This window comes from Angustibacter sp. McL0619, from assembly GCF_049994355.1.
Classification (GTDB): Bacteria; Actinomycetota; Actinomycetes; order Actinomycetales; family Angustibacteraceae; genus Angustibacter.
In genome coordinates this window covers 1,038,904-1,052,659 of record NZ_CP188257.1, presented here as the reverse complement: position 1 = coordinate 1,052,659, position 13,756 = coordinate 1,038,904, and the positions used below count along the sequence as shown (strand labels likewise).

Here is a 13,756-nt window from a genome sequence, read left to right as displayed (position 1 = left end):
CAAGCGTCAGCTTCCGGAGTGCATCTGGGCAGCCCAGGCGTTGACCGACGGTGCGTCGTTCAGCCGGAACTCCCCACCGTTGGTGGAGTCGAAGTAGGCCGCGTAGATGCAACCGTTGGCCCGCAACCACGTTCCGGCTGCCTGCAGGTAGGCTGCACGCGCCGTCCCGTCATCGGTGGGAACCAGCTTGGCGCCGGTCTCCCCGATCGCCCACGGCTTGCCCTGAGCGCGGCTCAGCGCGACGACGTCACCGAACACGTCGGCAGGAGGGGCGTATCCCAAACCCTTGGCGGCCAGGTGGTTGTACACGTCCCAGCCGAGGATGTCGACGTACTCCGAACCCGGGTAGTAGTCGGTCCACGTGCGGCCCGAGTTCTTGGAGAGCGTCCACCCCATCAGGACGAGGTTGTTGCGCAGCAGCGGCTTGTGAGCCGCGTCCGCGATCGCGTCGACGTGGCGCCACGCGGCGCGGAAGTCCGCCGCGTTGAAGTCGCCGGCCTCGATGTTGTCCTCAGGCTCGGGCTGGTAGGACCAGAACACCTGACGGTCGGTGGGGACCTGGCTGAACCACTGGGTCAGGTAGGCGTCGTCCGAGCCGGACAGGATGTCGGCAGGCAGACCCTTGAAGGAGACCGAGATGGGGCCGTTGTAGGCGCCGTTCAGCGTGCTCCAGCTCGGGGGCATGTTCGGCGCGTAGGTACGCAGTAGGCCGATCTGTCCACCGAACTTCTGCGTCTCGCGGGCAACCGTCTGCGCCATGGTCTCGCCTTCCAGGCCCATAGCCGTCGTTCCCAGCAGACCGGCGGCGGGAACCGCCGGCGGCGTCGGCGTCGGCGTCACCACGGGCGGGGGGGTCGGCGTCGGCGTCACCACGGGCGGGGGGGTCGGCGTCGGCGTCACCACGGGCGGGGCCGGCGGCGGCGTCGGCGTCGGCGTCACCACGGGCGGGGGGGTCGGCGTCGGCGTCACCACGGGCGGGGCCGGCGGCGGCGTCGGCACGGCGGTCACGGTCGCGGACAGGTCGTCCAGCAGAACCCCGCCACCCTTGAGCAGGCTCACCGAAAGGGCCGGGTTCAGGGACGTCGCATGCTGGGCCTTGTAGCTGACCGCCACGTGCGCCCAGTGGTCCGTCGTCGCCGTGACGTTGGCCTGGGCACGAACGGTGCTCGTACCCTCGATGACCTCCCACACCGCGGGCACGGAGCCCTTGCGCGAGGAGACCCAGACGTCGAAGTTGTAGGTGCTGCCGACAACCGCCTTGGCGACCAGCGGAGCCGTCGGGCGCAGGACCGCGGTGCTGTTGGCAGTGGCAAAGGCCGCCATCGAGTAGTTCCCCGAGTGGTGCTTGGTGGTGCGAGTCAGGGTCACCTCCGGTCGACTGCTCGTCCATGCCAGGGGGGTCTCGAACCCGGGGTTGGCCACAGTGATCTTCTGAGTGTCTGCACTCGCCAGGCTGATCGGACCGAAGGCCGAGAAGACGACTGCACCGGTGGTGACCAGTCCAGTAACCGCCAGGCCCAGAGGAAGTCGCACATGCATGGTTTGGGCCTCCGCTCAAAGGGGCCCCAGTGGGCCCGACTGAACGAGTTATCGACACGTGCCGACACGAGCCCGATAAGCCATTCGGGTGAACCCGCGGCAAACGACTGCGCGCTCAGCGTCCGGCGGCTATGGGCGAATTCGACCGAGGTCGGCGCCGGATGATCGCCAGCATGTCCTCCAGTCGGAGCACCTCGCGCCAGCGCCACAGCCCGCCCAGATAGAGCATTCCGCCCAGCAGCAGGGCACCGCTGACGGCCGGCCAGTTCGCACCCATGACCACGCGAACCACACCTGGCACAAAGCCGAAGCACACACCGGACAGCAGCAGCGCGATCGTGGTGCTGCGGCCCCAGGGGCTCAGGCCGAGTGATCGCCGCAGCTGCACCACGGGCAGCAGGTTGCTCACCACGATGGCGCACGCCCACCCGGTCGCCGCCCCCATGATTCCCCAGCGAGGAATGAGCAAGAGGTCGACCGCGATGTTCACCACCAGCGCCAGCGTGCGGTTCGCAAGGTTCCATCGAGCGCGGCCGGCCATGGTCAGCACGACGTCGGTGAGCCCACAGGCGGTGGCGAACAGCATGGTCAGCGCGAGCATGACCGTGACCGGGACGCCCTCCTGGTAGGAGCGACCGAAGACGGAGAGGATCACCGGCGCGAACAATGCGCACACCAGGTACACCGGCCACGCGGTCAGGACGAGCCAAGCGGTCGACAAGCGGTACACGACGTTGGTCTCTGACCGGGGCGCAGCCGCAAGCAGTCGGGCGAGCTGCGGACCGACCGCCATCGAGATGGCCTGCGTGACCAGCTGCCCGAAGATCAGGAAGCGGGTCGAGGCGGCGTACAGGGCCGCGGATCCGGCTCCGAGCATCGCCGATACCAGCAGGACGTCCATCCGCAGCAATGCGGTCTGGACGAGGGTCGTGACACCTCGCGGCGCACAGAAGGACCAGTACGCGGCGGTGCTGTACTCGCGCTGCGGTTCACCCCGGGAGGACCCGACCAGGTCACCTGCGCCGAGTACGGCATTGTCCTCGGCGACCCCTGCCCCATCCTCCGCTGCCTCGGGCGGCCCCTGGTCAGCGGCGCTGGCCTCGGCGCGCCGTCCGGCACGGCGGACCAGACGCCGCAGCTGCACCCAGGCCAGGCACGCCGTCGGCAACCAGGCCAGCGCCCACAGGAGCGGCAGGAGCCGAGGCACGAAGAGGCAGGCGACGGCTACCAGGGTGAGCTGCAGGGCCTGGCGCAGGACCCGCTCGACAACGAACGTGGGGCGCATCGTGCCGAAGCCACGGGTCGCGGCCAGCAGGACGTCGAGCAGCACGGCAAAGGGAAAGAGAGCAGAGAGCTGTCGCAGGGCTGTCGCGACTGCCGGGGCCTGCTGTGGAGCCAGCAGGCGCCCGAGCGATGGAGCGGCCACTGCGAGCGCGACGGCGATCACGACCGAGACGATGGCGACCGGCCAGAGACCGGCCCGCACACAGGCTGCCAGCAGGTTGTCGTGACCCTGGGCCCGAAGTCTGGCGATCCAGTAAACGGCCCCGACGCCCGAACCCATTCGGGCCATCCCCGCCAGGACGACGAACAAGGACGTGGCGACGAAGTAGACGCCAGCCTGGACGGGGGACTGCGTGCGGGTGACAAGCACCGTCATGACGAACCCGGCAACTCCGGCCAGCCCCGCGCCGACGAAGTTGATGGCGCTACCGCGGCCCAGAGCGCGCAGGTCGGCTCGGCTCGCGTCAGCGGCTACGGGCTTGCTCACCGACCGACCAGCCAGCCCGGACGACGTCCCCACCACCGTTCGAGCGCCGCATCGGAGTCGGCGAACATCTGTTCCAGGTCCGCGCGGAGCCGCGGATCCATCGCGGCCCGGGGCCGCTCGTTGTGCCGTCGAGCATCGATCGGAGCGTCAGGGTCGAGTCCCAGGAAGGCCAGGGTGTCTGCGACCACACCGTGCGGGTCGGCGAAGAACTGGTGACTGTCCACGACATGGATCCGGTCGCGACCGAGGTACGTCTCCATCGCCGTCAGCTGCTCCACGTAGCGGCCGCGTGAGACGTAGGCGTTGTGCTGATGCGCCTGGCTCACGTAGCCGGGGTCGGACCGGAGGCGCTCGACCTCACCCTTGAGGCGGCCCTCCTCCGCGGCAATGGCCTGCGCGAAGGGGAGGGACTCGAAGCCCCGGACCGTCTCGTGCGCGTGCGCGGAGTAGGCCCTCTCAACCGGATCTCGCAGCATCGCGATGACCTTCACGGCCGGAAGGTCGCGGGAGAACCTCTCCGGCGCCAGCGGGTGGAACATGTAGTAAGGGCTCGACTCGCCAGCGATGACGCGCTGGCCCAAGCGGCTCGAGCGGACCCTGACGGCGACGTCCAGCGGGAAGTGACCCCGGTACCAAGCCAGGCCCTTGCCGTACTTGAGGTCGAAGAAGTGGACACCCTTGCGCAGGGTGGCATCGACCACTGCCGGATGCTGACGCAGGGCCCGGTGCAGGGACGTGGTCCCGCAGCGTTGACCACCTACCACGAGAAACTCGGGCAGAACACGCAGTGGAGAGGTAGCCCTGCCCGCTTCACGCAGCGCCCAACCCAGCCGGGGACGCATGAAGTCCTGGACCCTACCTCTGCTCGCCTGAGCGGCCGTCATGCCACTTCCTCCACGAGTTGCCGTGATGCGGCCACGATGCCATCGATCATCCCCTCCAGCACGGCACCCACGTTTCCGACCTCGTCCTGCCCGTCGGTGAGGTAGCGGACGGCGATCTCCACCAGGTAAAGCAGGGTGACCACCTTCGCCTGCGCCTCAGGTACGCCCAGGCGGGCCAGGACCGGAGCCAGTGCCGCTGAGTACCCGGGCACCAGAGCGGCGGTCTCGAGCGCCGGGTCAAGGAGGGTCTGGTGGGTGAGGAAGTGGGCGGCGTCGTAGCCGACGGGGACGCCGGAGGCAAACCTCTCCCAGTCCCAGAGGTATCCGGTGCCGTCAGTGGCGCCACAGTTCCAGGTCGCCCAGTCCCCGTGCCACGAGCCGATCAGCAGGGACTGATCGTGCAGGCAGCGATCGACCTGCGCCAGCGCCGCCGCGAGCCTGCCGGCGCGAGCCTCTGCCAGCAGGTGCACCCGCGAGTGCAGGGATGACCGGTACTGACTGTTCAGCCACGGCTCTCGGGTCACGCCGCCGATCCGCGACACCTCGCGCATGGCTGGTTCCCAGCGGGTGAGATCACGCACCCGTTGGGCGGCGGCCAGGTCGAGCGGCGACAGCACCAGCAGCTCGAGTCCGTTCCACCCCCCCGCCGCCAGCACCTGTGGCACCCGCACGCTGCTCACACCAGACACCGAACGAAGTGCCGTGGTCTCTGCCTGAACCAGGCCGCGCGTGAGCTCGTCCGTCCCGACCTTGACGAAGGCACGCACGACCCCCTCCTGGTCGACGAGCTGCAGCACTGGTTTCCGGTTCGCTCTGGCTCGGGTGACGATGACGGTGAGGGAGACCGGACATCCGACGACCTCGCTCAGGTGGCGTTCGAGCAAGGACCCTTCCCCCGCGCCGGGCACCCGCACACGGTCCGCGGTGAGCAAGCCTGCCAGGCCGAGCCGCACCCCCCACGACAGGACGCTGCCGGCGAGGCGACGCTGAGGGCTGCCGGCCCGCCCCCAGGAGTCGATGACCCGGGCGGTAGCAGCGCGGGACGTGAGCGGGACGAGCAGGTGCGGCGCCCGGGCGCCCGGGATCATCACCAGGTCACGGCTACCCGGCTGAGATCGCCGCGCTCGGACCCGACGGGCAGACTCAGGGGCCGGCCACAGCAGTTCCAGCATCTCGTCGACGAACTCGGTCCGCCCCTCCCCCGCGGCGGTCATCGTGAGACGGACCGGCGTCTGGTCGGCGCCGGCACAGGGGGCGGCGACTGCGAGGCGCGCGCCATCAGCGCTGCCGCCGTCATGTACAACAGGAGGGGCATCCCGACGTGGCCGTACACGAACATGTACAGCAGGCCCATGATCATGACCGTGGAACCGGCTAGGGCGACCATCGCACGAGAACGCCTACTGACCCAGAGGCAGCGCAGGAAGAAGAGCACGTACAAGCCGGCGCCGACGAACCCTTGCGAGAAGATCAGCAGCCACAGGTGCCCGGCGCCGCCGATGGCTGCGTTGCCACACTTCAAACAGCTGGCCGAGCGGCCGACGGTGATCGACTGGTTGCTGCCGACCACGTCGCGGGTGCTGCCGTAGCCCAGCACGGGTGACGTCATCGCGCCCTTGATCGCAGCAGCGCTCACTGACGCCCGCGCCTCGTTCGAGTGCGGGTGGGCGAAGCGTTCCTGGATCGTGGCCCCGAGAGGCGAGGCGAGGACGCCCAGGGCGACCAGCGCAACGGCGACCGCCCCGATCAGTGCTTGCAACAAGTGGCCGTGCAGCGCTCGCCTGAGGCCGATGTAGACGAGGGCGACTGCCACGCCCGCCCACATGCCACGGTTGAGGGAGTACACGGTGGGAACTGCGGCGACGAGCAGGACCGCCAGGGTGACCGGCTTGCCCCACCGCTCCCGGCGGGACCAACCCCAGACGATGAACCACACCGCGAGCAGCGAAGAGATCTCACCCCAGGCGTTGGTGTACGCAAACGGTGCGGCCGGCCGAGGCGCCGGATATCCGAGCACCGACTGGAGCTGGGCGAAGCTGAGCTGGGTGCGCTGGACCAGGTAGTTCTGACCCGACATGCCGGCCGGCACGATGTGCGCGAGCGGCGCCGTGAAGGTGAACCTCGGGAACAGCACACCGAGCACCCCGAGGCCGATGACCTCGACGAACAGCAGGGCCTGCACCGAAACCGTTCTGGCGATCGAAAGCAGTCGGTCGGGGGCGTTGTAGACGTACAGCAGCACCACGGTCGCCGACAGGTAGCTCAGATAGCGTGAGGTGAAGGGAAGCAGCCGGGCGGTCGGACTGCCCGCCAACGTGTCAGGCGGGTGCATACCGAGCATCGTCCCGCTCAGCAACACCCAACCCAGGAAGCAGACCCAGATGATCCAGCCTGGAGGCAGCCGCAGCGGACGCAGCTTGGCGAGCTGCCATGCGAGGGGGACTGCCAGCAGCGGGAACACGACCGGACCCAGACCGATCGCCCACCAGATCGGGAACGCGGCGATCATGCCGTAGTACGGCCACGGCGTCCGGGGAGTGCCGCGCTCGCGGATCCGCCATGAACGAACCGGCCCGACCTGTTGCCCGATCGGCTGCTCGCGCAATGGTTGTGAGACGACGCTGGTCACGACGCGGCCGTCCTGATCGAGGTTCCCGGGGGTACCAGCAGGATGCGAGCGCGCCCCGGTTGGAGCCGGACCGGGCTCTTGTCGCTTGCCGCGTAGTTCGTGACCCGCTCGGCGGACTTCTTGTACCAGGTGCCCGAAACGCCGGAGCCGCCGGAGACGAGGGTGTACCGACCCGTTCCGATGACGCGCGGGATGAGTATCGCCGAGCTGCCCTTGCTGATGACCTGCGAGTCGAACGGCACCACTTGGACGACGACCGACGTGGCAGTCGCAGCGGGGCCCGAGGTGCGGCGCCAGGTGGACGTCGTCGCGTTCCACCGCCACACCTGTGTCGAACCGCCGGGTACGGCGATGCTGAGGGTGCGCACCTTGGACGAACCCTTCGCCGTCATCGGCTCACCCACCGGGGCGTAGCTGAGCACCGGCTGCGCCGCGGCCACTCCGGTGGCGAAGCCGGAGACCACCTGCGGGATCGAGACGGCCAGCCCGCCGTCGGCGGGCGAGAACGGACCGCTCTCGCTGAGCGCGTTGACGGTCTTCAGCCCAGACTTCTGCAGCAGGAGCACGGATCGATGGGCACCGCCTCGGAACACGACCACCGGCGAGAGGACCTTCAGGGTCTCCCGGTCCCCGGCCCGGGTGGGTCCGACGGCCGCGACGCTCTCGGGGTGCTGGGACTGGAACACCGCGAGCAGACGTGAGCCGCCCCCCTCGGTCGTCATCTCGTACACGAGGTCGGCCGAGTCGACGCTGGCGGTGTCGGCGAGGGCCACCGCCACCGACGGGCCTGACAGCGACTTGCTTGACGTCGTACCCAACAGCGGCGCCGTGGCGCGCGGCGTTGCCGGCCCGGCCGACGGCGTGGAGCTGGGGGTTGGCGACGAGACCCCCGCGGTGAGGGTGGCGCGAGGCTCCGAGGATGCCTGCGCCGAGCACGCGGAGATCAGTGCGAGCGGCAGGACTGCCACCCACGCCCAGCGGCGCGGTGCGCGGGCCCCCCTCCAGCTCACGATCGCGTGGTTGGCGACTTGGTGCTCACGACAGAGCCGGCCGGGACCTTGACGGGGGACGCCACGGGCGACGGGCCAGTCCTGTCCTTGCGCAGCGATGGCAGCTTCGCCCGACCGGGCCGGCTCGGGGGCACGGACTCGTGAGCCTGGTTCGTCGCAGTCGGCTGCACGGCGCGACCCGTGCTGGGCCGGCTGCTCTCCCACTTGCGTGCAGCACGTCGTGGCACGGACACCATGAGAGCGCCGAGCACCGTGCACTTGACCTGGTCGAACTGCTCGACCGCGTTGATCAGCTCCTGCCCGCCCGTCAGCCGGCGATCCACCACCACGACGGCTGCGTCCATCACGGTCGCGACGCCCTGGGCGTCCGCCGAGACCTCCGTGGAGGGCGCGGCCACCACAAGCACCTCGCAGGCACCTCGAAGCTCTTGGACCAAGCTGTGCAGCTTGCGGCGGCTGAAGGCCTCCAGGTCGTGACCGGAGCGACCTGCGGCCGCAATGACACGAACGTTGTCGAACGAGACCGCCGCCTGCTGCCAGCTCACCGCACCCTCAAGCACGCTGTCCAGACCGCGGTCGGGGTCGACGAGGAGCAGACCCGGAATGGTCCTGTCCTGCCGATCGAGGCACAGCAGGATGGTGTCGACGCCGCTTCGGCCCAGTGCGGCAACGAGGTTGGCCGATGCATACCCGCTCGACGCGTCGGAGTTCGCACCAGTCACGACAACCGCCCCGCTGCCGCCCAGCGAGGTGACGAGCACGTTGGCGATGGCACGGAACCGCTCGGCGAGCGGCTCGCCCGGCGCGGCCAGAGCCAGGTGGCGGACCGTTGGAACAGAGCCGAGCAGGTTCACCCCCGCATCCTCCACGGCCGCCGGGCGACGCAGTCGGTCGTCGGCTCGCTCGAGCAGGTACACGAGCACAACACCCCACAGGAGCCCCAGAGCCAGGCCGCTGACCCGGAAGAGCAGCGGCACGGGGCTCGTCGGCGCCTGCGGCAGGGCGGCCTGGGTCAGCACCCGACCCGGCGTCTGGTCGTCGCCGACCAACGGGCTGATCCGCGAGTTGAGGCTGGTGAGCTGACTGACCAGGACCGACTGCTGAGCCTGCGCGAGCGCCCGTTCGGGCGAGCTCTCCGGCAGCGTCGCGATCCGCCCTGTGACGGTGGTCAGCTGCTTCGTGACGTCCGCCGCCTGCACACGCAGCTGTGAGACGCGCTGTGTCACGTCGGCCTTCGCCTCAGCGGCACGGTTCGCCAGGTACACGTCCGCATAGGCCTGGGCCCCCGCCTTGGCATCGGCCGCTGTCGGTGCCGTGAACACGATCTGCAGAACCGAGGTGTTGGCCGGCACGTTGACGGTGACGCGCTTGCTCAGGTCGGTGGCCTTGGCGGCCCCGCCGAGGTTCGTAGCCACCTGCTGCGCAAGGTCGTTCGAGCGGACGACCTGGGCCTCGGTATCGAGGTTCACCGGGCCGGAGGTTCGCCCGCCGGCCACCTCCGCAGAGTCCGAGGAGGCAGTGCCGCGCACCAGTACGGACGCCGTCGAGGTGTACTGCTTCTCCTGGTGCTGAAGAAGGAGCGACCCGGCGAGCAGCCCGAGGATCGCGCACACCAGCACGATCCAACCGCGCCTGCGTGCGACGTCGCCGAACCCGGAACGCCAGGGGCGCTGCTGCACTGCCATTGTGGTCCTCGCTCCGAAGAAGGCCTGCGCAGGGAGAGCGCCCCCTACGGAAGAAAGGCTAGTCGACACGGGTGCCAGCGACCGGCTGATCACAATTTCTTCACTACACAGCGCTCGGTCGGCCCAACTGGCGGTCCTGGTCGACTGCGATCCCCTACTGTTGTCCGGGTGGAGGGGACGGCGATTCCAGGTCACCAGCTCGTGTTCGTGGGTGGCCTGCACCGAAGCGGAACCACGCTCCTCGCGCAGGTGCTCGCCGGCCACCCCGACGTCTCCGGCTTCAGTGGCACGGGCGTCAAGGAGGACGAGGGACAGCATCTGCAGTCCGTCTATCCTGCTGCGCGTCGGTATGGCGGGCCGGGTCGGTTCGCCCGGGACCGAAGGGCGCACCTGACCGAGTCCTCGTCGCTGGCCACCTCAGAGAACGCACGAACGCTGATCGACGAGTGGCAGCCCTACTGGGACCTGTCTCGCCGGGTGCTCGTCGAGAAGACCCCTGGAAACCTGGTCACGAGCCGCTTCCTGCAGGCGATGGTGCCGGACGCACGGTTCGTCATGATCGTTCGACATCCCGTGGTGGTGACGCTGTCGACCTCGAAGTGGGCCCGCGGCGTCCCACTCGAGCGGGTCCTGGGTCACTGGTTCGCAGCCCACGAGCTACTGGCCCAGGACGCGCCACACCTGCGGTCGCTGCACCTCGTCAAGTACGAGGACCTGGTGCGCGACCCGGTCGCGACGGTCCGCGGCGTGACGAGGTTTCTCGGGCTGAGTGGTGAGCCCGCGGTCGACATGGTGGCTGCCGATCGCAGTCAGTCCTACCGCGACCGCTGGACGGACCTCACGAGCAGGAGTGTGGTCGGCAGGACGCGCTTCGCCGCGATGTGCCACCGCTACGAGGAGCGGGCGCTCAGGTTCGGGTACAGCCTGAGAGACCTCGACCTGAACCAGCCCATCGAGCCGTTCTGACGCTTCGCCGTCCGGGGTCGTCAGCGATAGCCGTAGCGACGACGCAATGGGGTGGTGATCCGGGAGACCGCTCGCTGCTGGCGCTCAGGTAGCTCGGTGCGCCACCCCTCATCGAGCGAGAGCCGTAGCGGGCTGCTGTGGAATCGCACGCGACCACCGGCGACGGTGTGCTGCTGCTCCAGCTGCACGCCCTGCGGCGTGAGGAACGACAAGGCCTGCGAGCCAGCCCCTGGCCACAGCTTCACGATCTTCTGCAGCGCTGACTCCGGATCGGTGACCAGGTCCTCGTACCGCAGCCGGACGAGCGGGACCCGCAGGGCACCGAGCATGTCGACCATGAGGTTGACGGTCAGCCAGCGCCGGGTCATCAGCCGTGCGGGGCGAACCTTGAGGTGGTTGCGCACCCCTGCTCCCTCGGGCAGTGCCACCTTCTTCTGCCACGAGTTGACCACGCCTCGGGGGTCCCGGGTCAGCAGCACGACGCGGACGTCGATCTCGGGAGCCCGGCGCAGCACGTAGGCCAGGGACGGTCGCTTGCTCGAGTCCACCACGACCGACGATCCGGAGACACTGGCAACGGCCCGGTACAGGGACGTCATCAGCTCGATGTACTTCGCAAGATCCCGTTCGAAAGCACGTCCTGACCAGGGCAGCGCAAGGCGCGGCACGCGCTTGCTGTCATCGACGCGCGCTATCAGCCGGCGCACCTCGTCGAGGTCGACCGCCTGCCAGCCACCGAAGGCCCGGCGCCCGACCTCGCTCCAGAACGGGCACTGGGTGAACGGATCGCCGCACCCGCACAACCGGTCCCGTTCGACCCCGGTCAGCCAGACGTAGAAGAGCTCACCCACGGCGACGTGGTCGTCGAGCTCGCCCAGCATCAGGTCGAGCAGTGTCGTACCGCTGCGCGGCATGCCCCCCACGTAGAGCACCTTGACCGGTTGGGCTGACATCGGGTCCTCGTTCCTCCTCGTGCTCCTGGGGGTACCTGCTGGGTTCTGCACGTCAGCCGACAGTCGCGACCGACGCACCACGCCGCAACGGGTAGCCGTAGCGAACCATGATCGGGCCGGTGATCGCGAGGACAGCGGCGTGCGCACTGCGGGGCATCTCCGTCCGCCAGCGCTCGTCGAGCTGAAGACGCTCAGGTCCGGACCGAAAGCGCATCGGATTTCCGGCAACGCTGTGGCTGAGCGGAAGGTCGACACTGCGACCGTCTGGCTCGAGGAGGCTCCGCGCGGATGACCCGGACAGTTGCAGCACCTGGGCGATGACTTCCCCCGGACGGCTGATGAAGTCCTCGTACCTGAGCAGCATCGACGGGCGCACCAGCCGACGCAGGCCGTCGACCATGGTGTTGTAGACGTCCCACTCGACCGCGGTCCGGGCCACCGGATGCCGGGCCATCAGCGCCCCGGCGCGATCCTGGCGCTGCACACTGCGGGACCAGGAGAAGCAGACACCCTGACTCGACCGGACCAGGTGCAGGAGCCGCAGGTCGATGCCCGGCACGTGCCTCATCAGGTACGCGGTCGACGGCTCCTTCGACGTGTCGACGATGACCGACGCGCCGCTGACCGTTCTCAGTGCCGCGTCCAGCCGGCTCAGCAGCTCGGTGTACTCGAGAACGTGGTCGCGGAACCGGCCGCGCGGCGCCACCAGCGCTGGCACGTGGCGTACCCGGTCGACGGCGCGGCGGAGCGTGACAGCTCGGCTGGCTACGTCCTTGCTCCAGCCGCCGAAGGCAGCCGCACCGACCTCCTGCCAGAAGTCACATCGTGAGAACTCCGTCCCGCAGCCGCAGGGACGGTCCCGCAGGACTCCTTGGTCCCAGACGTAGCGCAGCTCGCCCGGGGCAAACACGTCGGGGTGCAGACCGAGCGTCCTGGACAGGACCGTGCTGCCACTGCGGCCCGCACCAGCGACGAAAAGGACAGTCCCTGCCGGGCTCTCGGGCGCGCCGGCGGGTGTGCTTCCGGACACGGTCATTCCCCCCTCGACGTCACAGCCGGAACCGAGCGCGTCTCGAATCCGATCAGATCGTAGTGACCGCATGGTTCGGGAGGGACGGTTATCGTTGTTCCGGTGGAGTTCCGAACCAACTCGCCGGCGCCGGTGTCGCCAAGGGGGGAAGATCGCGTGACCCGACGACCCGAGCGAGTCGACGGCACACACAGCCGCGATGCGAGGCTCGCGGTTGCGCTGACCGTCGGGGCGGGCGTGGTGGTCGCGGCCGCGATGGCGCTGACCTTGCTGGGCGGCTCCGACGGCGACCGCCAACAGCACCTCGGCGGGCCATCCGCCACCTTCTCCGTCACCACCCCGCCAGACGGTCCGGCGACGGCAGTCGGCGACATCGCCGACCTCATACCCAAGCGAGGTGCCTTCGTCGGGGCTGCGGTCCAGGCCCGCACCGGCGGAGACGAGGCGCGCGTCGGCGCAGTCACGGACTTCGAGAAAGCGGTGGGACGTCAGGTCGACCTCGTGCACGTGTACAGCCAGATCGACGACGACTGGCCGCGCGCGTCGGACCTGGCGTTGATGCAGGATGGTCGACGGCTGCTGCTGTCCTGGAACGGCATGGACATGCAAGCGGTCGCCGACGGCAGTCAGGACGGGCTCATCCGCGAACGAGCCCGCAGCATGCTCAAGGTCCCCGGGCCGTTCTGGCTGATGTTCCGCGGCGAGATGGACCGGCCCAACCTTCGCAAGAGCGTGCCGACGCCGGAGGTGTACGTCGCGGCCTGGAAGCACACCCGCGAGATCTTCGACGAGGTCGGCGTCACCAACGCCGCCTGGGTGTGGTGCCCGACGTCCAAGGCCTTCACCGAAGGTCGTGCGGCCGCCTACTACCCGGGCGACTCCGAGGTCGACTGGACCTGTTCGGACGTGTACCCCGGTCCTGACCTGCAGCCCTTCACGGTGGCGGCCAAGGAGTTCATCGCCTTCACCAACGCCCACCATCACCCCGCGATGGTCGGCGAGTTCGGCCTCGCGGAGCGGGACGGGCAGCGAGCCCAGTGGCTCAGTGCTGCCGCCGCCGCGATCCGGGCCACCCCGAGCATCAAGGCCGTCGCCTACTTCAACGGGAACAACGATGCCAAGGGCGCGCGGGCGCAGCTGTCCCTGCTCGGGTTCGCGGACTCGGTGAACGCGTTCCACGACATCCTGGCAACCCCGTCGTTCAACACCTCGAACCTGCCTCTGTCACCGGCGAAGCCCTGAGGCCGAGCCTGTCACTCCCTTGCGCATTCCCGCACTTTCGTGACGCC

11 protein-coding genes are annotated in these 13,756 nt (G+C 69.2%); 2 read left to right on the top strand and 9 right to left on the bottom strand.

Translation table 11 applies throughout. The annotated features are described in order from the left end of the window. Nucleotides 1–6: 6 nt before the first annotated feature. The 7 genes from ACPPVT_RS04540 to ACPPVT_RS04510 form a co-directional block, all read right to left on the bottom strand. On the bottom strand, nucleotides 7–1,368 hold the full coding sequence (locus tag ACPPVT_RS04540) for a glycosyl hydrolase (RefSeq protein WP_426565840.1): 1,362 nt from the start codon (nucleotides 1,366–1,368) through the stop codon (nucleotides 7–9). 286 nt (nucleotides 1,369–1,654) lie between these two features. Continuing rightward, entirely contained in the window at nucleotides 1,655–3,310 is a 1,656-nt protein-coding gene (locus tag ACPPVT_RS04535) for a lipopolysaccharide biosynthesis protein (protein ID WP_426565839.1), read from the bottom strand. Then, complete coding sequence (locus tag ACPPVT_RS04530; RefSeq protein ID WP_426565838.1) at nucleotides 3,307–4,152, bottom strand: sulfotransferase domain-containing protein; 846 nt, start codon at nucleotides 4,150–4,152, stop codon at nucleotides 3,307–3,309. The genes ACPPVT_RS04535 and ACPPVT_RS04530 overlap by 4 nt, the downstream gene beginning before the upstream one ends. 38 nt (nucleotides 4,153–4,190) lie before the next feature. Beyond that, nucleotides 4,191–5,408: a hypothetical protein gene (locus ACPPVT_RS04525; protein ID WP_426565837.1), complete on the bottom strand. Its 1,218-nt coding sequence runs from the start codon at nucleotides 5,406–5,408 to the stop codon at nucleotides 4,191–4,193. Beyond that, a complete protein-coding gene (locus ACPPVT_RS04520; protein WP_426565836.1) occupies nucleotides 5,405–6,823 on the bottom strand; it encodes an O-antigen ligase family protein in 1,419 nt (472 codons plus the stop codon). The genes ACPPVT_RS04525 and ACPPVT_RS04520 overlap by 4 nt, the downstream gene beginning before the upstream one ends. Then, complete coding sequence (locus ACPPVT_RS04515; protein WP_426565835.1) at nucleotides 6,820–7,833, bottom strand: DUF3048 domain-containing protein; 1,014 nt, start codon at nucleotides 7,831–7,833, stop codon at nucleotides 6,820–6,822. Before ACPPVT_RS04515 ends, ACPPVT_RS04520 begins: the two co-directional genes overlap by 4 nt. Beyond that, the gene (locus tag ACPPVT_RS04510; RefSeq protein ID WP_426565834.1) at nucleotides 7,830–9,782 is read right to left on the bottom strand and encodes a hypothetical protein; all 1,953 of its coding nucleotides are present in this window, start codon (nucleotides 9,780–9,782) and stop codon (nucleotides 7,830–7,832) included. Before ACPPVT_RS04510 ends, ACPPVT_RS04515 begins: the two co-directional genes overlap by 4 nt. Between ACPPVT_RS04510 and ACPPVT_RS04505 the strand changes: the two genes are divergently transcribed. Further along, entirely contained in the window at nucleotides 9,768–10,484 is a 717-nt protein-coding gene (locus ACPPVT_RS04505; protein ID WP_426565833.1) for a sulfotransferase family protein, read from the top strand. The two genes, ACPPVT_RS04510 and ACPPVT_RS04505, sit on opposite strands and share 15 nt — an antisense overlap. Nucleotides 10,485–10,504: 20 nt before the next feature. Here ACPPVT_RS04505 and ACPPVT_RS04500 read toward each other — a convergent pair whose 3' ends face one another. Continuing rightward, nucleotides 10,505–11,437: a sulfotransferase gene (locus ACPPVT_RS04500; RefSeq protein ID WP_426565832.1), complete on the bottom strand. Its 933-nt coding sequence runs from the start codon at nucleotides 11,435–11,437 to the stop codon at nucleotides 10,505–10,507. A 52-nt stretch (nucleotides 11,438–11,489) separates the two neighbouring features. After that, nucleotides 11,490–12,467 (bottom strand): sulfotransferase, encoded by a 978-nt coding sequence (locus ACPPVT_RS04495; protein ID WP_426565831.1) that lies wholly within the window; start codon nucleotides 12,465–12,467, stop codon nucleotides 11,490–11,492. 156 nt (nucleotides 12,468–12,623) lie between these two features. Between ACPPVT_RS04495 and ACPPVT_RS04490 the strand changes: the two genes are divergently transcribed. Beyond that, nucleotides 12,624–13,709: a glycosyl hydrolase gene (locus tag ACPPVT_RS04490; RefSeq protein ID WP_426565830.1), complete on the top strand. Its 1,086-nt coding sequence runs from the start codon at nucleotides 12,624–12,626 to the stop codon at nucleotides 13,707–13,709. Nucleotides 13,710–13,756: the final 47 nt, after the last annotated feature.